This window comes from Methylocaldum szegediense, from assembly GCF_949769195.1.
Taxonomy (GTDB): Bacteria; Pseudomonadota; Gammaproteobacteria; order Methylococcales; family Methylococcaceae; genus Methylocaldum; species Methylocaldum szegediense.
This window is the reverse complement of sequence record NZ_OX458333.1, coordinates 1,680,199-1,702,526: the sequence shown is the minus strand read 5'-3', so window position 1 is coordinate 1,702,526 and position 22,328 is coordinate 1,680,199. Positions and strand designations below refer to the sequence as shown.

At 60.2% G+C, this 22,328-nt stretch carries 23 protein-coding genes and 1 pseudogene; 7 read left to right on the top strand and 17 right to left on the bottom strand.

All coding sequences use genetic code 11. From position 1 onward, the window contains the following. Window positions 1-46: 46 nt before the first annotated feature. From QEN43_RS07250 to QEN43_RS07200, 11 genes are read right to left on the bottom strand one after another with little or no spacing between them, the layout of a single operon-like run. Window positions 47-715, bottom strand: coding sequence for a c-type cytochrome (locus QEN43_RS07250; RefSeq protein WP_026610145.1), 669 nt, complete (start codon window positions 713-715; stop codon window positions 47-49). After that, complete coding sequence (locus tag QEN43_RS07245; protein WP_051331594.1) at window positions 708-1,382, bottom strand: cytochrome c oxidase subunit 3; 675 nt, start codon at window positions 1,380-1,382, stop codon at window positions 708-710. Before QEN43_RS07245 ends, QEN43_RS07250 begins: the two co-directional genes overlap by 8 nt. Next, a complete protein-coding gene (gene ctaD / locus QEN43_RS07240) occupies window positions 1,342-2,970 on the bottom strand; it encodes a cytochrome c oxidase subunit I (protein ID WP_317963881.1) in 1,629 nt (542 codons plus the stop codon). The genes QEN43_RS07245 and ctaD overlap by 41 nt, the downstream gene beginning before the upstream one ends. Further along, window positions 2,967-3,920, bottom strand: coding sequence for a cytochrome c oxidase subunit II (gene coxB / locus QEN43_RS07235; RefSeq protein ID WP_036268180.1), 954 nt, complete (start codon window positions 3,918-3,920; stop codon window positions 2,967-2,969). Before coxB ends, ctaD begins: the two co-directional genes overlap by 4 nt. Before the next feature lie 4 nt (window positions 3,921-3,924). Continuing rightward, window positions 3,925-4,329, bottom strand: coding sequence for a hypothetical protein (locus QEN43_RS07230; protein ID WP_026610148.1), 405 nt, complete (start codon window positions 4,327-4,329; stop codon window positions 3,925-3,927). Then, on the bottom strand, window positions 4,322-5,431 hold the full coding sequence (locus QEN43_RS07225) for a hypothetical protein (RefSeq protein WP_051331595.1): 1,110 nt from the start codon (window positions 5,429-5,431) through the stop codon (window positions 4,322-4,324). The genes QEN43_RS07230 and QEN43_RS07225 overlap by 8 nt, the downstream gene beginning before the upstream one ends. After that, complete coding sequence (locus QEN43_RS07220) at window positions 5,428-5,991, bottom strand: c-type cytochrome (protein ID WP_317963880.1); 564 nt, start codon at window positions 5,989-5,991, stop codon at window positions 5,428-5,430. The genes QEN43_RS07225 and QEN43_RS07220 overlap by 4 nt, the downstream gene beginning before the upstream one ends. After that, the gene (locus tag QEN43_RS07215; RefSeq protein WP_026610150.1) at window positions 5,978-6,517 is read right to left on the bottom strand and encodes a DUF3341 domain-containing protein; all 540 of its coding nucleotides are present in this window, start codon (window positions 6,515-6,517) and stop codon (window positions 5,978-5,980) included. Before QEN43_RS07215 ends, QEN43_RS07220 begins: the two co-directional genes overlap by 14 nt. Further along, a complete protein-coding gene (gene nrfD / locus QEN43_RS07210) occupies window positions 6,514-7,878 on the bottom strand; it encodes an NrfD/PsrC family molybdoenzyme membrane anchor subunit (protein WP_317963879.1) in 1,365 nt (454 codons plus the stop codon). Before nrfD ends, QEN43_RS07215 begins: the two co-directional genes overlap by 4 nt. Continuing rightward, the gene (locus QEN43_RS07205; RefSeq protein ID WP_317963878.1) at window positions 7,862-10,885 is read right to left on the bottom strand and encodes a TAT-variant-translocated molybdopterin oxidoreductase; all 3,024 of its coding nucleotides are present in this window, start codon (window positions 10,883-10,885) and stop codon (window positions 7,862-7,864) included. Before QEN43_RS07205 ends, nrfD begins: the two co-directional genes overlap by 17 nt. Then, complete coding sequence (locus QEN43_RS07200) at window positions 10,882-11,538, bottom strand: cytochrome c3 family protein (RefSeq protein WP_026610151.1); 657 nt, start codon at window positions 11,536-11,538, stop codon at window positions 10,882-10,884. Before QEN43_RS07200 ends, QEN43_RS07205 begins: the two co-directional genes overlap by 4 nt. Window positions 11,539-12,266: 728 nt before the next feature. Here QEN43_RS07200 and QEN43_RS07195 point away from each other — a divergent pair. Beyond that, window positions 12,267-12,593: a Uma2 family endonuclease gene (locus QEN43_RS07195; RefSeq protein WP_202901099.1), complete on the top strand. Its 327-nt coding sequence runs from the start codon at window positions 12,267-12,269 to the stop codon at window positions 12,591-12,593. Window positions 12,594-12,872: 279 nt separating this feature from the next. Here QEN43_RS07195 and QEN43_RS07190 read toward each other — a convergent pair whose 3' ends face one another. Continuing rightward, window positions 12,873-13,496, bottom strand: a complete 624-nt coding sequence (locus QEN43_RS07190) for a TVP38/TMEM64 family protein (protein WP_162144286.1) — start codon at window positions 13,494-13,496, stop codon at window positions 12,873-12,875. A 460-nt stretch (window positions 13,497-13,956) separates the two neighbouring features. Here QEN43_RS07190 and QEN43_RS21725 point away from each other — a divergent pair. The 3 genes and pseudogenes from QEN43_RS21725 to QEN43_RS07175 form a co-directional block, all read left to right on the top strand. Beyond that, a pseudogene (locus QEN43_RS21725) lies at window positions 13,957-14,331 on the top strand (IS110 family transposase); the annotation flags it as partial. A gap of 175 nt (window positions 14,332-14,506) precedes the next feature. Then, window positions 14,507-14,662 carry a hypothetical protein gene (locus QEN43_RS07180; RefSeq protein ID WP_156912706.1) on the top strand — a complete coding sequence of 52 codons (156 nt, stop codon included), beginning with the start codon at window positions 14,507-14,509 and terminating at the stop codon, window positions 14,660-14,662. Between the two features lie 12 nt (window positions 14,663-14,674). Then, on the top strand, window positions 14,675-15,010 hold the full coding sequence (locus QEN43_RS07175) for an IS110 family transposase (RefSeq protein ID WP_026610154.1): 336 nt from the start codon (window positions 14,675-14,677) through the stop codon (window positions 15,008-15,010). 238 nt (window positions 15,011-15,248) lie between these two features. On the opposite strand, the gene QEN43_RS07170 is transcribed toward QEN43_RS07175, so the two are convergent. Genes QEN43_RS07170 through QEN43_RS07160 form a run of 3 tightly spaced genes read right to left on the bottom strand, consistent with a single transcriptional unit; the run spans window position 15,249 to window position 16,493 of the window. Then, entirely contained in the window at window positions 15,249-15,410 is a 162-nt protein-coding gene (locus tag QEN43_RS07170; protein ID WP_156912707.1) for a hypothetical protein, read from the bottom strand. Next, window positions 15,388-16,122, bottom strand: coding sequence for a hypothetical protein (locus QEN43_RS07165; protein ID WP_317963877.1), 735 nt, complete (start codon window positions 16,120-16,122; stop codon window positions 15,388-15,390). Before QEN43_RS07165 ends, QEN43_RS07170 begins: the two co-directional genes overlap by 23 nt. Then, window positions 16,035-16,493: a glycogen debranching N-terminal domain-containing protein gene (locus QEN43_RS07160; protein ID WP_026610156.1), complete on the bottom strand. Its 459-nt coding sequence runs from the start codon at window positions 16,491-16,493 to the stop codon at window positions 16,035-16,037. The genes QEN43_RS07165 and QEN43_RS07160 overlap by 88 nt, the downstream gene beginning before the upstream one ends. Before the next feature lie 442 nt (window positions 16,494-16,935). Between QEN43_RS07160 and QEN43_RS07155 the strand changes: the two genes are divergently transcribed. The 3 genes from QEN43_RS07155 to QEN43_RS07145 all read left to right on the top strand — a co-directional run bounded on the left by QEN43_RS07155 (window position 16,936) and on the right by QEN43_RS07145 (window position 20,567). Beyond that, window positions 16,936-18,732 carry a thiamine pyrophosphate-requiring protein gene (locus tag QEN43_RS07155; protein ID WP_317963876.1) on the top strand — a complete coding sequence of 599 codons (1,797 nt, stop codon included), beginning with the start codon at window positions 16,936-16,938 and terminating at the stop codon, window positions 18,730-18,732. 90 nt (window positions 18,733-18,822) lie between these two features. After that, on the top strand, window positions 18,823-19,926 hold the full coding sequence (locus QEN43_RS07150) for an enolase C-terminal domain-like protein (RefSeq protein WP_026610158.1): 1,104 nt from the start codon (window positions 18,823-18,825) through the stop codon (window positions 19,924-19,926). Between the two features lie 368 nt (window positions 19,927-20,294). Next, window positions 20,295-20,567 (top strand): hypothetical protein, encoded by a 273-nt coding sequence (locus QEN43_RS07145; RefSeq protein ID WP_156912708.1) that lies wholly within the window; start codon window positions 20,295-20,297, stop codon window positions 20,565-20,567. A gap of 40 nt (window positions 20,568-20,607) precedes the next feature. Here the strand turns inward: QEN43_RS07145 and QEN43_RS07140 are convergent, their stop codons facing one another. Together QEN43_RS07140 and QEN43_RS07135 are read right to left on the bottom strand one after the other, a co-directional pair. Beyond that, the gene (locus tag QEN43_RS07140) at window positions 20,608-21,603 is read right to left on the bottom strand and encodes an IS481 family transposase (protein WP_317963875.1); all 996 of its coding nucleotides are present in this window, start codon (window positions 21,601-21,603) and stop codon (window positions 20,608-20,610) included. A gap of 190 nt (window positions 21,604-21,793) precedes the next feature. Further along, window positions 21,794-22,069 carry a hypothetical protein gene (locus QEN43_RS07135; protein ID WP_036268192.1) on the bottom strand — a complete coding sequence of 92 codons (276 nt, stop codon included), beginning with the start codon at window positions 22,067-22,069 and terminating at the stop codon, window positions 21,794-21,796. Between the last annotated feature and the right edge of the window lie 259 nt (window positions 22,070-22,328).

Sequence of the window (22,328 nt, the reverse complement as noted above, 5' to 3'; positions counted from 1 at the left end):
TATCCGATTCGATTCCGGAAGGCTTGCCGCAATTCCCGCAATCGCTTCATCGCCTCTGCAATTCAATGCCGGAGGCGTAGAGCATATAGCCGATGGCGTTACGGACATCCTGTTCGCTCAGTTCCGGATGTCCGCCTTTGGGCGGCATACCTTTGTAGCCCTTGACCGCATGGTCGACCAGGGTGTCCACGCCTTGCTCCGCGCGTTTCAGCCAGGCGGCTTTGTCTCCCGTGCGCGGGGCGCCGCCGAGACCTCCGCCGTGGCAGACGATGCAGACCGACGCATAGACTTGTTCGCCGGAAGCCGGATTGGGGACAGCCGTGCCAGGGGCCGATGGTTGGGGCGCGGGCGTATACCCCGATTCGGACAGGGGATTCGGCACCTGGCCGACACCTGGGGACTCCCAGCCGGGCTCCGGCAATAGGCGGCCGAGGGCGATGTCCTCGAAGCGAGTTTGATAATCGGTCAGGGTCAAGCCGATCATCAGCAGCAGCCAGAAAAATCCGGTCGCGGCGGCAATCCTCGGCACCGGAGCGGCCGAGCGCATGTACATGAAGAACGTGACGATGATGAATGCCTGGAGGGCCGCGATGGCGATCGTGAGGATAGTGTTGAAAATCCCCAAGTCGAGAAACGACAAAGCGATGTTCAATCCCAGGAGGCTCAGGAGGAGCAGCCAGATTCCGAGGTGATTTCGGCGCGTCCTCTCATCCATGGCGGGCGGCCAGATACAGCAGCGGGAACACGAACACCCAGATCAGATCCACCAGATGCCAATACAGCCCGGCGATGGTCACCTTGGCTTCGAGCCGCGGAGCGCCGCGGATCGCCAGCACCAGCATGACAAGAACCACCACGATGCCGATGAAAAGATGAAGGGCGTGTAGGCCGGTCAGCGCGAAATAGAAACTGAAGAACAGCCGTGCCTGCTCGGTATGGGGCTCGGGGAATTCGAAAGGCCGGCCGAATATGGGCGCAAGATGCGCGTCGAATTCCCGGGAATACTCGACGCCTTTGATGGCCAAAAAAACGGCGCCCAGAAGCGCGGTAACGGCCAGCCAGCCGACCAGTGCTTTCTGGTTGCGAGGCAGAACCGCGTCGTCGGCCAAAGTCATGGTCAGGCTGCTGGTCAGGAGAATCGCGGTATTGATCCCGCCCAGCAAAAGATCGAGACGGCCGCTGGCGGCTTCGAAAGCCTCCGGATAGGCGGCTCGATAGATGACATAAGTCATGAATAGGCCGCCGAAAAAGAGGATTTCCGAAGCGAGGAAAATCCAGATCCCCAGCGCATCCGCTTCGTACTGCTGGCGCAGGCTGTCGAACTGCGGGGCAGGTCTAGCCTCAGCCTCGGGCGGCGTCGGAATCGCGCTTCGGTAAGCCATAGGCGTAAGGTTCCTCGGTAACGACCGGCAGCCGGTCGAAATTGTGTTCCGGTGGCGGCGACGGGGTTTGCCATTCCAGACCCTTGGCGTCCCATGGGTTGGAACCGGCGACGGGACCCCATTTCAAGGAGTACAGAAGGTAAATGAGGGGGAGCAGATAACCGATCGCCAGAACCGGCGCGCCTGCCGACGAAAGCACGTTGAGCAACTGGAATTCGTCCGGGTAGGTGTGGTAGCGGCGGGGCATGCCCAGATAGCCCAGGATGAATTGCGGGAAAAAGGTGAGATTGAAGCCGACGAAGATGGTGATCGCGGCGACGCGCCCCCATAGGTCGGGATACATCCGGCCTGTCATCTTCGGCCACCAGAAATGCAATCCGCCGAAATAGGCCATCACCATGCCGCCCACCATGATGTAGTGAAAATGGGCGATGACGAAATAGGTGTCGTGGACATGCACGTCCACCGCCGTGGCGGCCACGGTGATCCCGGTCAGCCCGCCGACGGTGAAAAGTCCGACGAACCCGAGGGTGTACAGCATGGGCGTTTCGAACGAGACCGAGCCTTTGTAGAGCGTTGCGGCCCAGTTGAACACCTTGATTCCCGAAGGCACGGCGACCATGAAGCTGAGCAGCGAAAAAATCACGCCCGAATAGACCGACTCGCCGGCCACGAACAAATGATGGCCCCACACCAGGAAGCCGATCAGCGCGATGGCGAGGAGCGCGAAGGCCATGCCGTCGTAGCCGAAGATGCGTTTTCGAGCGAAGCAGGTGATGATTTCGCTCACCACGCCCATGCCCGGCAAGATCATGATGTAGACCGCCGGGTGCGAATAGAACCAGAACAGATGCTGGAACAGCACCGGATCGCCGCCGACTTTCGGATCGAAGATGCCGATGCCGAAGATCCGCTCGAGAGCGATCAGGAGCAGGGTGATGGCCAGGACCGGCGTTGCCAGGACCATGATGATGGCGGTGGCATAGTTGGCCCAGACGAACAGGGGCAGGCGCGTCCAATAGAGTCCAGGCGCCCGCATCTTATGTACGGTGACGATGAAATTGAGCCCGGTCAGGATGGATGAGAAACCGGTGATGATCACGCCGACCACGGCCAGCACCACCTGGCCGTTGGCGAACAAGCTGCTGTAAGGCGTGTAGAAGGTCCAACCGGTATCCACGCCGCCCGCGACCGCCATGGCGAGGGTGAAGACTCCGCCGACGACGTACAAATACCAGCTCAGGAGATTCAGCCGCGGAAACGCCACATCCCGCGCCCCGATCATCAGCGGAATCAAGAAATTGCCGAGCGTCGCCGGAATCGACGGAACCAGGAAAAACCAGACCATCACGATGCCGTGGAGACTGAACAGCCGGTTGTAGGTTTCCGTTTCCACCACATCGGCCGCGGGCGTCGCGAGTTCCAGGCGGATCAGCGTCGCCGCCGCGCCGCCGAAGAAAAAGAAAGCCGTGATCGAGACCAGATAAAGCCAGGCGATACGCTTGTGGTCTATGGTCGTGAGCCAGGACGCGATGCCGTAGTCGCGATTGAGGTAATTTTTGGGCGGGCTGACGGCGGCGGTGGTCATGGGCGTCCTTCCTCCCCGGAAAGGGATTTGATGTAGGCGATCAGCCGGGTCAAATCGGAATCGGTCACGCGCCCGGCGAAACTCGGCATGATCGGCTCGTAACCGGCGACCACCTGTTTTTCCGGCGTCAGGATCGAATCGCGGATATAGGTTTCGTCGGCAATCACGGTTTGACCGCCCTTCAGCGGCACCGGTTTCCCGAAGATGCCGGCCAGCGAGGGCGCCGCGATCCTGCTGCCGGCGCCGTGGCAGCTGATGCAGCCGAGGCTCGCAAACAGCTTTTCGCCTTGGACCGGCAAAGATTCCGCGCTGTCCTCGCCCGCCAGCCAGGTTTCGTACTCGGCCGGTTCCATCACGATGACCTGGCCGCGCATGCGGGAATGATCCAGCCCGCAATATTCGGCACAGAACAGGTGATAGCGGCCGATCCGGCTGGGGGTGAACCAGACCGTCCGGTAGCGCCCCGGCACGAGATCCTGCTTGACCCGGAAGGCCGGCACGAAAAAACTGTGGATGACGTCCTGGGTCGCCAAGACGATTTTCACGGGCACCCCCAAGGGAACATGGAGTTCGTTGATTTCGCGCCGTCCGTTTTGGTGCTGGAATTTCCACATCCATTGCTTGCCGATGGCGTGGATCTCCAAAGCATTGTTGGGGGGACTGGCCTCCTCGACGTAAAGGTGAGCGGCCCAGACGAAAATAGCGAGAAAGACCGCCAAAAGCCCGAGGCTCCAGACGATCTCGGTCTTGGTTTCCGGGACGTTAGTGGTGCGGTTCACGCGGGCGTTGCGCCGGTAGTAAACGGCGAAGCCGATGATGAGCCCGCTCAGGACCAGGACCATGAGCGCATCCAGCCCGGTCAGGGTAAAGAACAGCGTATCCACCCGTTCGGCCAGGGTGGAGGCCGCCGGCAGCAGCGGGGTATCGGAAACGGCGTCCGTACCGGCCATGGCGTCAGTCTCTCGGATGGTCCGTGTGCGGTTCGTCTTTCCGCCCGGTGCGTTTGACGAGCAAGGCCATGGCGTCCTCGATCGGAATACGGGCGATGCCGGCGCCCTGGTCTATCCACTCGGTACTCTGAAGCAGGCGATCCTCCCGTTGCCGTAAGCTCTGAAGGTCCAGCGCCGGCGCGATCTGAAGCGGCGGCTCGGTCTGGACGGTGGGCTGCGGCGAGGGCGGGAGGGCAGGACTCGGTTCGATATGCGCCCAGCGCTTGATCAACAGCCAGGCTCCGGCACTGGCGACGATCACCACCACCAGGAAGATGATCACGGCGGCGATCAGCGCCTTGGTGCTGATGTCGGCTTCGCCCGCTTCGGGGGACAGGATAGGCGGGATGCCGCGGTCTTGTTCAGCCATGGGATATTCTCTCCGGTTCGGACCGGGCCAGGGCGCGAGGTAAGGCCCGGAGAAAGGCCGAAAGCCAGAATCCACCGACCGCGATAAAGGGCAGGGCATCGAGCGGGCTGAGTTCGCCCGGGCTCCGGTAAAAGCTCGGCAGCACCAGCCAATAAAATTCGAGCGCATTGCCCGAAAGCACTAGCCCCGCGGCCCAGATCAGACGCCTCGGGTTGCGTTTGAGCGTGCGGAACAGCAGCAGTACAAACGGCAGTGCACCGCAAATGACGGCCGTGGACCAAGCCCACCATCGCCAGCCGGCGTTGAGCCGTTGAACATACCAGATGGTCTTGTCGGGCAGGTTTTCCGACCAGATCGTCAAATACTCCTGAAACGCCAGATAGCTCCAGAGCAGAACGAAAGCCAGCAACAAGCCGCCGAGATCCTGAAACCGCAAAGCCGCATTACGACCGTTTGGCATTAAAAGACATCGGGCCATTACGGCGAATGCGAGAGCGGCGAGCATCGGGGTGACGGCCGAGAGAAATCCGATGTTGGCCGAGGTCCAGCGGGGTTCCAGCGACATGACCCAATCGATGCCGAATAGGGTCACGGTCAGACCGAGGATGATCAGGCCGAGCGCACTGCGGCGGTTGAGATTGACCTCGGCGGAACGGCTGCGCCAGAGCTCCAACGTGGACGCAAGTCCCAGCCAAAGCACGAAAACTATTCCTTCGCGGATCAAAAAGAAGCCCGGCTGTAAATAGACCGCCTGTCCTCCCGGAGTGGCCGGAACCGTCCAATCGGGCCTGGCCCAGGCGTAAAGGTGTGCCAAGCCGAAGGCTAGAGGCAGGAACAAGACCGCATTGACCGGCAGAGTGCCCGCGCTGGTCTCGAGAACGGGGCGGATGAAGACGCCCCATCCGCCTCCCGTCAAGCGGTGGATCATGAGTAGCGCCAGCGAACCCAACGGCAGCCCGATCCAGAACAGGCAGGCCGGAAGATAACTGCGGAAAAAGGCATCCGGCGCCCACCACAGTCTCAAAAGGCAAGCGCACAAGGCAAGGCCTGCGATCAGCAGAAGCAGGACAGGGCGAATCCGTAGGCGCACGGTTTCCGTCACTTGGCCTCCCGGAGTTTATCCTCCAATCCCGCCTCGCGAACATCGTCGCTCGTCGCATGCTGGCTGAGCTGCAAGGCGCGGATGTAGGCGACGATAGCCCAGCGGTCCTCCGGCGCAACCCGGTTGGCATAGGAAAACATGACCCCGAAGCCGTTGGTGATGACATCGTAGTAATGGCTGTCGGGGGCATTCCGCAAGCGATCGGTATGATAGGACGGCGGCCGCGGAAATCCCCGTTCGGGAATCATGCCCTCGCCGTCGCCCGCGCGGCCGTGACAAGGGGCGCAATAAATGTCGTAGCGCTCCCGGCCGCGCTTCAATACCGCTTCGGTCATCGGCAAAGGGGGACGTGCCGGGCGAGGTTCGATCACGGTGTCGCGCGCCACGGTGCCTTCGACGAGCGGGCGGGCGGACTGGTCGTTCGGAAAAATGGCGGCGGCTTCCAGCGGTTCGTATTTGGGTTGATCGGCCATGTCCTGTTCGCAGCCGGTCAGGAGCAAGGGGACGAGCATTCCCGGAAGAATCGAGAGACGGCGGAAGCCGCGCTTAACTGACCTCACGGTTCACCTCGGTAACGGCGATCGGATTCAACGATTCCAGGAATCGGCGAGTGGAATCCGGATCGAATTCTGGGTCGTCGGAATCGATCATCAGGAAAAACCGGTCCTGACTCGCCCGGTCGCAATTTGCCGCATCGAAGATCGGGTGGTAGGGACGGGGCAGACCCTTGAGCGCCAACATCCCAAAGAAGCCCGCTAGCGCAGCGCCGAGCACCGTGAACTCGAAACTCACCAGGGTAAAGGACGGCCAGCTGAAATAAGGCCGTCCGCCCGCGTTGAGGGGAAAGTCGACTGCGGCGAGATAAGCCTGCAGCAAAAAGGCCGATACGCCGCCAAGAATGCCGAATATCAGTATCCATAGCGGCAGGCGGGACGCGGGCAGATCCAACTCTTCGGCTAGCCCCGGTACGTCGAACGGTGCATAGGCCTCGATGCGGCGATAGCCCGCGATGCGGGTTCGGGTTATCGCATTAAGGAGCTGTTCGGCAGTCGCGAATTCGGCCAGCCATGAGGAATTCGGGGTCATGAGCGCTCTCCCAGGCTATGGGCGAGTCTCCGGACTTCGTGCATGGGCACCATGGGCACGAAGCGGACGAACAGAAAAAAGAACCAAAGAAACAGCGCGAAGCTGCCGAGCATCGTGGCCCAGTCCCAGACGGTCGGGAAATACTGCCGGAATTGAGAGGGAACGAAACCGTGGCTCAGGATGTTGACCACGATGACATAACGCTCCAGCCACATGCCGACATTCACCAGGATGGCGATGATGAGCAGCGCCGGGATGTTGCGCCGGATGCGCGCCGACCAGCACAGCTGGGGCACGACGATGTTGCAGAACAGCATGCCCCAGTAGGCGGGCGCATACGGCCCAGTGGCGGTCGTGACGGTTTGGCGCCATTCGTCCGCGTCTGTGCCGTACCAGGCCATGAACACTTCCATGCCGTAGGCGTAACCCATGATCAGCGATGCCGCGAGTAGGATTTTCGCCATGGCGTCCAGATGGCGCGGAGTGACGAAGGCGTGCAGCTTGAAGGCGGCGCGCAGGGCGATGGTGATGACGATGACCATGGCGAAGCCGGAGAACATCGCGCCGACCACGAAGTAGGGCGCGAAAATGGTCGAGCGCCAGCCCGGCATGAGTGTGGTCGCAAAATCGTAGCCGACCACGCTGTGCACCGAAACGACCAGGGGCACGGCGAGCGCCGCCAGAATGAGATAGGCTCTCTCGTAATGTCTCCAGTGCGCCGCCGACCCGCGCCAGCCCAAGGCCAAGGCGCCGTAGACCAGTTGCGCGGCGCGGCTGCGGGCACGGTCGCGCAGGGTGGCCAAGTCCGGAATCAGTCCCGTATACCAGAACAAGACCGACACGATGATATAGGTGAGGATGGCGAACATGTCCCAGACCAAAGGGCTGCGGAACTGGGGCCATACGCCCATGGTGCTGGGGTAGGGCGCCAGCCAGTAGAAGAGGTAGGGTCGGCCCAGATGCAGAATGGGAAACAAACCGGCGATTGAGGCCGCGAAGATGGTCATGGCCTCGGCGAACCGGTTGATCGAGGTGCGCCAGGGCTGGCGGGCGAGGTAAAGCATGGCGGAGATCAGGGTGCCGGCGTTGCCGATGCCGATCCACCAGACGTAATTGATGATGGCGAAACCCCAGACGACCGTGGTATTGACGCCCCAGATGCCCACCCCGGCGTAAAAGAGATAGACGGCGGCGGCGAAGAAGATCAGGACGCCCAAGCCGCTCAGGCCAAAGCCCAGCCACCAGCCTCGGCCCGCGGGCCGCAACACGATGTCGCTGATTTCGCGGCTGATCGAGGCGTAATCCTGGTCCGCGTGCAGAACGGTTTCATTTTCCGGGTGTTCGTCAATGTTCCGGCTCATCGTCGAACTCCGGATTGGGATTGCGCACTCTCGCGAGATAAGTGGTGCGCGGCTGGGTGTTGAGTTCCGCAAGCAGTGCGTAATGGTGCGGTTCGGCTCTGAGCGCGGCGACCTGGCTGTCGGGCGCATTCAGGTCGCCGAAGATAATGGCTTGGGTCGGGCAGGCCGCCTGGCAAGCCGTTTGAACTTCGCCTTCGCGAATCCGGCGGTGTTCCAGTTCCGCGGTGATACGCGCCTCGCTGATGCGCTGCACGCAATACGTGCATTTTTCCATCACGCCGCGGCTCCGCACGGTCACGTCCGGATTCCGCACCGCGCGGATACTGAGTGCGCCTTCATTCGTTTCGGCCGCTTCCGTGTAGGCGAAGAAATTAAAGCGGCGGACCTTGTAGGGACAGTTGGACTGGCAGAACCGGGTGCCGACGCAGCGGTTGTACACCTGATTGTTGAGCCCTTCCGAATCGTGGATCGAGGCCTGCACCGGGCAGACCGGTTCGCACGGGGCTTTCTCGCAGTGCATGCAGGGGACCGGCTGGAAATAGGTCTTGGGGTTCTCGGGCTCTCCGGCGTAATACCGGTCGACCCTGAGCCAGTGCATTTCCCGCCCGCGCCGCACTTCCTCCTTGCCGACGATGGGAACGTTGTTCTCGGCCTGGCAGGCCACGACGCAGGCATTGCAGCCGATGCAGGCATTCAGGTCGATCACCATGGCCCAGGCGTAGCCTTCGTATCGGTATTCGGGATAGAGCGACGGCTTGGGCTCGGCGGGTTCCGTACCGGCCGACGCAAGCGTCTTCGGCGTGAGTACTTTCACCAGCTCGCGCCCGTCCAGCGTATGATGACGCTGGGTCGTGGCCAACTCGACGTTTTCGGTCGAAAGCAGCGAACCCAGCCAGCCGTGCGGCCGCGAGGCTTTGCGGAGATCTAGGCCGTAATCGAACCAGGGGGCGTCGGAGGCCCGCAGCCGATAGGCATCGAAACCCGTATGATTGCCGACTTGTCCGGCTCGTCTTCGGCCATAACCGAGATAAAGCGTGGCGGAATCGTCGGCGTGTCCGGGCATGACCCAGACCGGGGCCGTCAAGCGGCGCTCGCGGTAATGGAGTTCCGCCAGGTCGCCGGTCGCAAGATCCAGGCGCTTCGCGGTATTCGGGCTGAGCAGCACAGCATTTTCCCAGGTGAGCTTGGTGAGCGGTTTCGGCAGCTCCTGAAGCCAGCCGTTATTCGCGTAGCGGCCGTCGCCGATGCTCGGGTCCGGCTGGAACCGTATTTCGAGCGAGGAGCCGGAAGTCTTGCGCGGCGGCAGCGTCTTGGCGACATCGGCGCGGGCCGAGACGGTTTTCGGCGTCGCGGCGGTATCGGGGACGATGCCGTCTTGCAGCGCTTTTTTCCAGAAACGCTCGAAATCGGGACCGCCATAACGGCTTCGCCAGTAAGCCTGCACCAGGTTATGGTCCGACTGTCCGGCCTGTCCCATCAGCAGCGCCATCAGTTCGTGCACCGAGCGGCCGCCGTAGAGCGGCGCGATCAACGGCTGCATCAGAGAGACGGTGCCGTCATAAGCCCGGGCGTCGCTCCAGCTTTCCAGTTCGTGCAGCGCGGGGATGTGCCAATGGCAAAGCTCGGCGGTTTCGTCCGCGTACAAACCCCAATGGATGCGCAGCGGCACCCGGCGCAAGATTCGTTCGACCTCGAGATCGGCCGGTGCGGCGTATGCCGGATTGCCGCCGAGGATGACGAGGGTTTGCACGCTGCCGGTGAGAATCTCGTCCAACAAGGCCGGGAGAGAGCCCCCGGAATCTGGGGGCGCCGAGGCTACGGGGTCGATATGGATGACGGTTCGGCCGAAGTTGCCGAGCTCCTGATTGATCGCCTGAACCACCGCGTGTACCGGCGGCGACAGGTGATCCCCGGCGATCACGATGCTTTCGCCGCGGTGATTCGAAAGATCGCGCATCACGAGGTCCAGCCAGCGTTCCGGTATCGGCATCTCTTCGCTATCCGGAGCATCGGCAAGGCCCAACCGGGCGGCCAGTAACCGCGCGACGGCTTCCATGCGCCCTGCTTGTACCGGCAAGCGATGGTCCGCCATGGCGCCGGTTGGCGTCGGCGTGGATTCCAGCACATAAAGGCGGTTCATGGTGGCCTTGCCGTGCCGGACGCGCCGCCCTTCGATGAAATCGCGTCCATAGCGGGTGCGGGCCGGGGTATCGGTCAGAAAATTGCAGTCCAGTGACAGAATCACCGCTGCCCGGTCGAAACGATACAGCGTGTCCACTTTCTGGCCGAAGGCGAGCCGCGCGCCTTCCAGGCCGTTGGTGCGGTCGACCGGATCGTATCGGTGCCAGCGCGCGTTCGGGTACACACGGAGGAAATCTTGGAACTGCTGGCTGAGCGTCGGCGACGTGAAGGTCTCGGTAAGAATATGGAGCCCGGCCCCGCCCCTGGCCGCCCATTGCTCTCGCTGCGCCGATAAGTGCTCGACGAAAGCCTGCCAATGGCTGATCTGCCCGCCGTTGGTCACGGTTTGCGAGCGGTCCGGGTCGTAAAGGCTCAGCACCGCGGCTTGCGAGAAAATGTCGGTAGCGCCGAGGCTCGCCGGATACAGCGGATTGCCTTCCACTTTGGTGGGGCGGCCCATATGGCTTTCTACGATCACGCCTTGGGCATATCCGCCGTGGGTCAGTGCCGTCGCGAAATAAAGCGGTTTGCCCGGCACCATATGTTCCGGCGCCCTAACATAAGGCACGATTTCTTCTCTCGGCGGCCTGACGCAACCGCTTAGTCCGCCGAACGCCAGCGAAGCCGCCATCAGCTTAAGCCATCGGCGGCGTTTCACCGGCGTCAGCCAAAGATCCGTACATTCGGGAAACTCCCGGCTCGCGAATTCCCGGAAAGCCTCGGTATCGGCCAATTCCTCCAGGCTGCGCCACAGAGGACGGCTGTTATCCGGTATCGGCAGAGTGCTTAGCGTGGCGAAATCGGTACCAGGCGTTTTCCGTTTCATCGGTGGCACACGGAGCAATCGGTCAGTTGTCCGACCCGGATCCGGTATTCATGTACCAATTGCCGGCCCTGAGCCAATTGATCTTGAGGCGGCATCCAGTCGGGATCGAAGACATGTTCCCGCGGCCGGACGTATTTCTCGGGCGCGCGGTGGCAGTCGAGACACCAGGACATGAACAAGGGGGTGGCTTGCCGGGTGAGCGGCATCCGGCCCACGGGGCCATGGCAGGTGGTGCAGCCGATGCCGTGGCTGACGTGGACAGCGTGATTGAAATAGACGAAGTCGGGTAGGTCGTAGACCCTGGTCCAGCGCAGCGGTTTACCCGTCCGCCAGCTCTCCCTGACCGGTTCCAGCATGGCGGCGTCGGTCCAGATCTGGGAATGGCAGGTCATGCAGGTTTCGGTCGGCGGGATGCCGGCGAAGGCCGCATGTTCGACCGAGTCATGGCAGTAGCGGCAGTCTATGCCGAGACCGCTGACGTGATGCTGATGGCTGAAGGGTACTGGTTGACGCGGGACGTCGTCGACGCCGGTCAGATAAGGAGAGCGGACCAGCGCGAAACCAATGCCGAAAGGCAACAGGATGATGAGAAACAGCGCCAAGAGCGCGATTCGTGCAAAACTGTTGGCTCTCGGTCGGAAAATCTGTCCCATCAGCGCGCAACTCCTTTTACGGCTGAATGATCCAGGCGGCGGTCCAAAATCCTAGAAACGGCGGTCGACCGCTTCGATGCGCCGCAAAGCCCGATGCATCCTCATCCGAGCAATAGTGCGTCAGGGAGACTCCGCGAGCTATAGGTAAGAACCCCGATGCGTCGGCGGGCTAGCGTTTGGAGCGTGTTTCAAAGGAGAACAGCGATGACCGACACCGCAAAACTATGAAAAAGCCCCGGCCTCAATGGAATAATTAACGCCCAAGTTTTAGAGCGTTTTCATTTTGTTTATACAGTAGATCTACGTTGCTGAAATCATTTAGCTGTAGTGGAAGTAGGGTGTGGTGAGCGAAGCGAACCGCACCGTTCGCGGATGGCTTCCAGTATGGAGTCCAGTTAGTCCTGCCTGACTTCCTTTCCCCTCGGTTGCCTTTCAATGAATGATGAAAACGCTTTAAATGGTTGACTCCAAATGAGCGCCCGAGTCCATTTCGTCTCCGCCGGCCCTGCAACTTACGCCGACCTGGAAGCGGTGCCGGCCGGCTACACGGCGGAACTCGTCAACGGTCGTCTTCACGCGCTGCCGCGCCCCGAGGGCGAACACATTCATAGCGCGAGTGTACTTGGCCGACGCTTGGGAGCCCCGTTCGAGGACGGTGTGGGAGGTCCGGGCGGCTGGTGGATTCTGGACGAACCGGAAGTCCATTTCGTCCTCAATACGAGTTCACGGTGCCGGATTTGGCGGGCTGGAGGCGCGAGCGGCTTCCCTCGATGCCGGAGGATCATCGGTTTCGGGTTGTGCCCGACTGGATTTGCGAGGTGCTGTCACCTACGAGCCGCGATTACGACCTGAACGAAAAGCTTCCTCTGTATGCCCGTCACAGTGTGCCTTTCGTCTGGCTGATCGATCCGGACGCGCCCTGGCTCGAAGCGCTGATCCTCGACGCCGGCAGTTTTCGCCCGATCGGCCGGTTTGAGCCGGGTCAGGCGATCCAGGCGCCGCCGTTCGAGGCGGTAGCGTTTCATCTGTTTGAGAATAAGCCCACGACGCTGTGATGGCTCCACGGCTTTGGCCGATAACCACGCTGGGTGCATCGGTACGATTCGCCGCTCCCAGGGCGGTGTCGGGCACATGCTCTGTAGGCCCTACAAGGCATTAATTTTGTAGGGTGGGTTAGGCCGCGAGGCCGTAACCCACCGCGCAACCTCGGACCTGCCCTGAGCGTAGTCGAAGGGCCTGTCCTGAGCGGAGCCGAGGGGCTATCCCACGATGGGTTTCGCTTCGCTCTACCCATCCTACGATTACTGTTCACTCGAATGCCGGATGAGATAACGTTAGCGGTGCCGCCGGCGGCGAAACCACCATAAAGCCAGGCCCAGCAGCGCCAGCGCGGCCAATGCCCATGCGCCCCAGCCCAGATCATGCGTAGACATCGACTCGCCCAACACGATGAACGCCGCGGCATAGGCTAGAGTCACCGTAAACGAGACCGCAAAGTAGATCGTAAACGGCACCCCGCTCAGACCGAGCAGGTAATTTTTTATGAAGGTTGGTATGCCGGGCGTCATTTTCACGAGCAGAGTGAACTGAAACTCCCTCCCGGGCGTCACCTCGGGTAGCTCATAGCGCGTGCGTGCCAGCCATGCCTCCAGCACCCGTCTCAGTCCGCTCCGCGCGATCCAGTAGCATAATGCCAGATTGACCGCCAAGCTCAGTGCCGATCCTGCCAACCCGACCACGACGCCAAAGGTTGCTCCAGCCATCAAAAAAAACGGCGTTGTCGGAAACCCGAACATGGGCATGATCGCCAGCGCGATGAAAAACGGCCCAGACCCTGCCTCCCGCTTCCACGCCAGGAAGAATTCCCGATCCCAGGCAAGCCAAATCCATGCACCCAGCGCGGCTATCACTACCGCACCCGCTAATCCCATGATCCAGCGGACTCGTGTCTCCTGCATGCTCATTCCCTTGCCCGTCTGCTCGTTATGAATCAGACCCGTAAATACCCTCCTGGTATTCACGGGCTGCCGCCCAGGCCGGTACACGCCCGGCCTGGGCTCACGGGGTCTGTTGCCGCGCCGGGGAATCCCTTCCCCGGATTAACCCGGCCGATATTTAAGAAAGTTCGTAGCCGGCATGGAGCGTAGCGGAATGCGGGGAATGGGGGTGTCCCGGATTCCGCGTTCGCTCCATCCAGGCTACGGGGGTTACTAATAGGCCGTGGGAGGCGGTGAGCGAACCGAACCGCCCTTCGGACTATGGTCAGGACAGGCACTTCGGCGGAGCTCAGGACGGGCATCATTCGCGGATACGATCGGTGCGGTTCGTTCCTCACCGCACCCTACAAAATACCGGTCGTAGGATGCGGTGAGCGAAGCGAACCGCATCATTCGAGGACACGACTTCGACTTTGCTTGTATGGTTTTAACGGCTTTTCCTGCACACTCGCCGATTTGGACGCAAGCTGACGACCGTGCGCGTCCACCCAGCACTATCACGGTACCGGATCGGAGACCTGTCCTGTCAACCGTTTTGAACATCGGTGTCGATGTCGCCAAAACTGAGATCGTTGTCGCCTGTGCTGAAGGCACCTGGCCGGTGAAGTCCCTCCCCAACGAGAAGAACGCACTCCTCGCTTGGCTCAACACCTTGCCTCCGGGCAGCCGCCTCGGCCTCGAAGCCACGGGCAGCTATCACGAAAGGCTCGCCGATCTGGCCCGTGCCCACGGCTTCACCGTGTTTCTGTTGAATCCCAAGGATATGCGCCATGATGCGAAGGCCATGGGGCAACGGGGTAAGACCGATCGGGTAGATGCCCGTTTGATCGCCCGTTTTGTCGCACATGAACACCCGTACTTGATCCCCTACACGCCCCCCAACTGCCGAGCAGCGTCGCCTGACACGGCTCATCCAGCGGCGTGCCAAGTGGGTGACCGTTCAGGGAACGCTCCGGTAGACCCTGCAGGGGGTGGCCGATTTTCAGGCAGACCTGAACGCCCTTCTGCAACACCTGGATCAGCTGATCGCCCGCATCGATGCGGAACTCAAACGCTTGATGACGCGGCAGCCCGAGCGTCAAGCCGCTTACCGGCGCTTGCAGACCATCGTCGGCGTCGGCCCTTAGGTCGCTGCAGGCTTGCTCAGTCTCCTCGAGCGGGTATCGTTTACTCACGGCGATGCCTTCATCGCCTTCCTCGGTCTCGATCCCCGTCCTCAGGACTCGGGCCAGCGGATCGGGCGTCGGCGTTTGTCCAAGCGCGGCCCCGGAGAACTCCGACGATTGCTTTACAACGCCGCTTCCGCCGCCAGCAAATCCAAACTCTGGAAACCTTGGTATGAGTACTACCGAGGCAAAGGGCTTTTGAGCACCGCTGCGCTTGTCGTGATCGCCCGCAAAATCGCGCGCATCGCGTTTTCTCTGTATCGCCACAACACCAGCTTCGATCCTTCACGGCTCGCAATGACTGCTTGACATGAACCATAGAATCTCAAGACAAGCTTTTTCCGGCCTACATCTGTCCTTTTGATTGGGAAACGGAATAAGGTTGTGAATTTACCTTCAACTGCATCACCGGTCTTTCACAATTCGGGGGCTTTCTGAGCCTCGGCGAGTTCAACCTGGATACTGAAGATATCCGGCTGATTGTCCAAAATGCTCTTGATTCACCTGATTTATTCGCCTCTTTGGGAAAGACCTTCAGGGGCTTTCATTAAATAAGTTTTTTATCAATAAGCTTTTCCAACTGATCTTTGAACTGCCGTTTCAGGTGCTCGATATTGTCGTAGCCGGTATAAAAGTGGCCGAGCTCTTTGAGCTTGTCTTTGAATTGCAGCAGAGACAGAACTTCCTTATCGATATTTCCAGTATTCACCGGAGCATTCTTGAAAAAGGTATAGATGAGCGGTTTGCCGGTTTCCTGAAACTGCCGGTGGGCGGTGTCGAATTCTTCCTCGGTAAATTTTCCAGTCTTGGTAAAAAAACAGGCTGACGAAAAGATCGCAGGCCCGGATCTCCTTGTTGTATTCGTCCTGTAGACGGGTTTCCGACATGGCGTCGAGAAAGTTTTCCCAGCGGACGATTTGCAGATAAATCCCCTGTTTGCGGAGTGTGTCGTTCTGCTGGCGAAAATAAAGATCGAATTCGTCACGGTCGGCCCGGAGTTCGGAAGACGAGGCGAGAAAAATCTTGATGGTCCGTTCCACTTTTTCCGGTTCCGGTGGTGCCTTCAGCCGGGATTCCTCCTTGGCCCAGCCCGGCAGCCGGTCCACCCGTATGCCGTCCAGCATTTCCAGGACGTCCACGTCCTCGTAGCTGGCGGGGCATTCCACCTTCAGCTTGCCGTCCCGTTTGCGTTGTAACAGCCGCTTTTGCTCGAAGAACTCCGGCTCGGCTAAAGTGCGGCAGCGAGTGCACACACAGGGCACCAAGATGTTCACCTTTTCCCGCAGCCCATGGAAGGTGTCGTTCAAGGCATCCAAATCGGCCGCGATGACGCTCAGCAGCTCTTTCCGCTCCGGTCCACGAGCGCGCAGCGCGATTTCTCCGCCTTTGGGTGGAAATCTCCACCAACACTTCCGTGCCACCCCGCTCGAACAGCACGCACGCCTGACACCCAGCCCATCTCCGGTCGGGGAACGAAGCGGTACTGCCGGACCATCAGGCGGCTGATAATGTCGGGCGTGGTTAGATCGACGATGAGGAGACTGTTGTCTTCCCTGGCGATGGAACCGAGCAGCATGGGCCGGCCGCCGTCGATAAGTAGCTCCCATTGAGAGAGAAAGCGGGTTCCGTGGTGATAGAGCCCCTGTTCTTCAGTATCGGTCTGGCCAATATCGCCTTGGCAATCGAACACGCCGAAGGTGTCGCCGTGCTTGAGGGTGCGAATGACCTCCTGGGTCCGTGGGGTAGTTGCGGCGATGTACCACTGGTCGTTATTGCGCTGAGTATCGGTCATCGTCGATTGCCCCTGGTTCGATCAGCCCACAAAACGGGAACGGGCCGTTGATTGCGAACGGTCGGTTCTTTTCGGCGATTTTGTTCGACGTTCACGCGGGTGTTCTGTCTCAATATCGGATTCTTCCGGCCGGGCTTTCTTCCCCGGCTTCCATTTCCGCCAGGGCGACGATGGCGGAGATGAGCGACAGATGGGTCAAGGCCTTGGGATAGTTGCCCAACATCGGAAATAAGACCTCGTCGTTTGTGTCGCGGTTTCGTAAAAGCGGCAGATGACACAGTACGGGAACCGGCGCTTGATTTTGACCGGTTCGGCAATTTCTTCGACGCTTACGGGTCTTATTTGAAGTACCTCACGTCCATGCCGCAGCCTCGATCGGTGATCAGCAACGATAGGCGGACAGGCGAATTAGCGGTAACGCATTCGGGAAAGGAGGCGACTCATGGCGTACACGGTGAGTGATTTTCTGCTGGATCGGCTTTCCGCGTGGGTCATCCGGCGCATATTTGGCTATCCGGGAGACGGCATCAACGGCATTCTCGGCGCGCTCGGCCGGGCCGGGGAGCGGTTTCAATTCATCCAGACGCGCCACGAAGAAATGGCTGCCTTGATGGCCTGTGCCCATGCCAAGTTTACCGGGCAGGTGGGCGTGTGCCTCGCCACCTCGGGACCCGGTGCAATTCACCTTCTGAACGGGCTTTATGACGCCAAGCTGGACCACCAGCCGGTGCTGGCGATCGTCGGACAACAGGCGCGAGGCGCACTGGGCGGTGATTACCAACAGGAAGTGGACCTGGTGACGCTATTCAAGGACGCGGCCCACGAATACGTTCATCTGGCCTCGAGCCCGGACCAGATCCGCCACCTCGTGGACCGGGCAGTGCGTATCGCCGTGTGCGAGCGGACCGTCACCTGTCTCGTCGTTCCCAACGACCTCCAGGAACTGGACGCGGTCATCACGCCGCCCCGAAAGCACGGTCATATCTTGTCCGGATACGGGTACTCCGCGCCGCGTGTGGTGCCGAGAGAAGAGGACCTACAAAAGGCGGCGGACGTGCTGAACCAGGGGCAGCGGGTGGCGATACTGGTCGGCGCGGGTGCGCTGCAGGCGACCGACGAAGTCATCGAAGTAGCGGAGATTCTCGGAGCCGGCGTTGCCAAGGCTCTCTTGGGCAAGGCGGCGCTGCCGGACGATTTGCCTTTCGTCACAGGGTCCATCGGCTTCTTGGGTACCCTGCCCAGCTACGAGATGATGCGGGACTGCGATACCCTTTTGATGATCGGTTCGAGTTTTCCCTATACCGAGTTCCTGCCCAAGGAAGGTCAGGCCCGCGGCGTGCAAATTGATCTCGACGGGCGGATGCTAAGCATGCGCTATCCCATGGAGGTGAATTTAGTCGGCGACAGTGCCGAGACGCTTAGGGCCTTGATCCCGCGGCTGCAACGGAAGACCGACCGCAGCTGGCGAGACTTCATCGAACAGGAAATTCGGGAGTGGTGGCAAGTGCTGGAGTCCCGCGCCATGAACACGGCCGATCCCATCAATCCGCAGCGGGTCTTCTGGGAACTGTCGCCGCGCCTCCCCGATAACTGCATCATTTGCGCCGACTCCGGCTCCGGCACCAACTGGTACGCCCGTGACGTGAAGATCCGCCGCGGCATGATGGCCTCGCTCTCGGGAGGGCTCGCCACGATGGGCTGCGGCGTGCCCTACGCCATTGCCGCCAAGTTCGCCTATCCCGAGCGGGTCGTGATTGCCCTGGTGGGCGACGGCGCCATGCAGATGAACGGCAACGCCGAACTGGTGACGGTCGAGAAATACTGGAAGACCTGGCGCGATCCGCGCTTTATCGTGCTGGTCTTGAACAATCGCGACCTTAACCAGGTGACCTGGGAGCAGCGGGCTCTGGCGGGCGATCCCAAGTACGAGGCGTCACAAAAGGTGCCGGACTTCCCCTATGCCCGCTATGCCGAATCACTGGGTTTCCTGGGGATCAAGGTGGACCAGCCGGAGGACATTGCCCCGGCCTGGGAGCGGGCGTTCGCCGCCGACCGGCCGGTGCTCTTGGAAGCTTACACCGACCCCAACGTGCCGCCTTTGCCGCCACACATCACTTTCGAGCAGGCCAAGGCTTACTTATCCGCCTTGTTCGGCGGCGATCCGGACGCCTGGGGCATGGTTAAGTCCTCGGCCAAGGAGATCGCTTCGACGGTTTTGCCGGAGACGGAAAAGCCGTAGTCGGTTTGACGTGTATCCATGTCCAACTACAGAAACGAGGATCGGTCGAAGCGCCAGATGGCTTCAAATCGAGTGCCGGGAGATTAAAGCATGGCCACGAGAACGATCGATACTCCCGTCGAACGACTGGAGGTTCAGACCTATCGCATCCCGACCGATTATCCCGAAGCGGACGGCACGTATGCCTGGGAATCGACCACGGTCGTAATCGTCCAGGCTTATGGCGGGGAAAAAGTCGGGCTGGGCTATACCTATGGCAGCCGAGCCATTGGCGAGTTGATCCAGAACCCATTAGCGGACGCCGTCATTGGACGAGATGCCATGGCGGTGACCGCTTGTTGGGACGCAATGGTGCGGTCGATCCGCAACCAGGGGCGGCCGGGACAGTGTTCCATGGCGATCGCCGCAGTGGATGCGGCGTTGTGGGATCTTAAAGCAAGGCTCCTGGATGTGCCGCTGGTCGTGCTGCTCGGTCAGGTACGGGAGGGCATAGCGGTCTACGGCAGCGGCGGGTTCACGTCGTACCCGATCGAGCGCCTGTGTGAGCAACTCAACGGTTGGGTTGAAGCAGGGATTCACCGGGTGAAGATGAAAGTCGGCACTCACCCGGAGGACGATCCGGAGCGGGTTCGCCTCGCGGCCGATGCTATCGGCTCCGGAGCGGACCTATTCGTGGACGCCAACGGAGCCTACAGCCGCAAACAGGCGTTAGCCCTGGCGGAATGTTTCGCCGACTGCGGCGTCTCCTGGTTCGAGGAGCCGGTGTCGTCGGACGATCTGGAAGGACTCCGCCTGATCCGAGACTGCGGCCATGCCGGGATGGACATCGCCGCCGGCGAGTACGGCTACGACGCCTTCTATTTCCGCCGCATGCTGGAAGCGGGCGCGGTGGACGTGCTCCAGGCTGACGCCAGCCGTTGCGGCGGCATCACCGAATTCCTCCGCGCCGCCGATCTCGCCTGGGCGTTCAATGTTCCTCTCTCCGCCCACACCGCCCCGGCCTTGCATCTCCACGTGTGCTGCGCCGCGCCGAAGGTCTGCCATTGCGAATATTTCCACGACCATGTGTGGATCGAGGAAATGCTGTTTGAAGGCGTGGCGAGGCCGGTCCGAGGCGTGCTGCATCCCGACCTGTTCCGGCCTGGGATGGGATTGGAACTGAAGGAGCGGGAGGCGGAGCGCTATAAAGTGTAGGCAGGGGGAAAAGCGCAACGTTCCGATGCACCATTGGCTTGGTGGATTTCCACCACATCCTGCAAATCTCGATCACGCCTCTGGATATAAATCGTTGAATCGCCAAGCTCTAACGTATGGCACGGTAGTAGCACACGCAAAACCGCACAAACGCGATGCCGGGGTTCCCTGTGCCTAGAAACCCGACCTAAGAATTCCTCTCCAGGTCCCCCCACTTCCTACTTAGGCCGGGCCTTTAGCCTGTAAGGAATGGAATTCCAGAATTCGAAAACTATGCAGAACTGATGTTTAGATCTTTTACGGGAGTAATTTCCATGTCTATGGTTGTCGCGCGTAAAGCTAATCGCAAAGTTGTAACGAAAGGTTTGATGGCGATTGTTCTCGTGGTCGGTTTTACCACGCTAGGCATAGCCAAACCCATTGAGGTGCAGGAATCAGCGGTACAGGATTGCCGCTTCCTGGGCAAGGTCGAGGGATCGTCGGGTTACGGCAAGAATTTCGGTTGGCAACCACTGGCCAAATCTTCCGCCCTGAGAAAGGCGGAAAAACTGGGGGCCACCCATGTGGTTTGGCAGCGGCTCATTCCCGTTGGTGCCTTCAATGGCGTAGCCATTGCCCGTGCCTACAGCTGCAACAGGTGAACAGGCTTACGGCCTCTCAAAATCGAGGATTTACCCGATTTCAAAAATGGTGCTGGCAATCAGGAACACCATAGGTGTCAAGTCCCGCAAGATCGTAAACCTTCTTTCGAAAAAGATGAGGATGGGACAGTTGCCAGTTTTTGAGAGCCTGGATCGGGGTGAGATGGCCTAAGGCCTTTTGGGGAATGTGATGATTGTACAGCTCGACATAGCGGTGCAGGGTGGTGTCCAGATCGGCGGTTGAATCGAAGTGATGGGTTTGCAACACCTCCTCGATGCGGCCATTGAAGCGTTCCACCAGGCCATTCGTTTGGGGCCGGCCCGGCGGAATCAGGCGATGTTCGATGCCTTGTTCAGTACAGAGGCGGTCAAACTCATGCGTCCCCGAGGGCTGCCGAGTTCGGGTCAGGAAACGGTCGGTAAACTCCGAGCCGTTGTCGGTCAGGCATTTCTGGATGCGGAAAGGCGCGGCCTGAATCACCGCTTTGAGGAAGTCCTTTGCGCTTAAGGCGGAGCGGTTGGGCTTGAGGGCGACATAGACCCAGCGGGTGGCGCGGTCGATGGCGACGAACAGGTATCGGCGGGGTTCGCCGTCGATGGCGGGCAAGTACTTAACATCCAGGTGAAGGAAGCCGGGCTCATAGGCCTTGAAGGGTTTGACCTTCGCCTTCTCTGTAGGCGGAAGCAGGGTCTTGAGGGACGCCACCCCGTGGCGGCGCAGGCAGCGGTCTAGCCCGGAACGGGACACGGCGGGATTGAGAAATTCCCGGGTCACGGCCAGGAGATCATCCAAGGGGAGGAGCAGAGCTTGGCGGAGGTAGACCACGATGGCTTCCTGGGCGGGCGTGAGCGTGGTTCTGAGGGTGTGGGGCCGGTGTGAGGCATCTTCGACCGAGGAGCGGTGTTTCCACTTGCGGACGGTCGTTCGGCTAATGCCATGCTTTTGGGCCAAGGCGCGCTCGCTCAACGTGGACGCTTGAATGGCCTGCCGAACGGCCGGGGTGGTACGGGCGTTCTTATGAAGACGAATCTGCATGGAGAGAAACCTCACTTGGACGAACCGAATATCTCCTGGAGAAGGCTCCGGGCTTCGAACAGAGCATAACTCCTTCTCGGTAAATAATCACACGAGACGCGACACATAGGTCACTTCCACCCGAGCAGAGTTTAAGAGACATTTCCTGCGCTTCGGAAAGTGACGTTCCTAGGCCGATACGGGCTTGTTGTCACAGCCTGCCATGATTGTAGTCACAATTCATCAAGTAATATAACCCGGCAATTCGCTCCATCATATCAGAGCTCTTGTTCATCGAAGGGGTATATATACATCCATTCGAACACGTTTCGGCGCGCTCTTTATCAAAGGCGGCTCGAAAATACTGAAAATCATGCTTGTGGTTTTCGCATAACCTGTCATTTTCATCGTGCATCGCCACTTTGTCAGGGCTGGAAGCGCATGCTGTAAGTACTAGTAATGCGGGAACAAGTGCCGTGATTTTCATATGTTTCACCTGGTTTTTGAGAATTGCTCAGAATGAGTGCATCCGCACTCAAGTCACCTCGTTCCGGATTAGCCGGATTATCCAAATCACAGTACCGCTTGAGGCTGCGCAGAACTTGAAGACAAGACTTAACGCTCTTTGTCCGACACTCCGCTCTCAATGATTATCAGGCAGATTGCATGCCAAGCTTTGCGGGGGTTCGTTGGCCTACTTCGATTTAATGGCATTATTCGGGCCGCTGCGCAGGAGGGCTATGCAG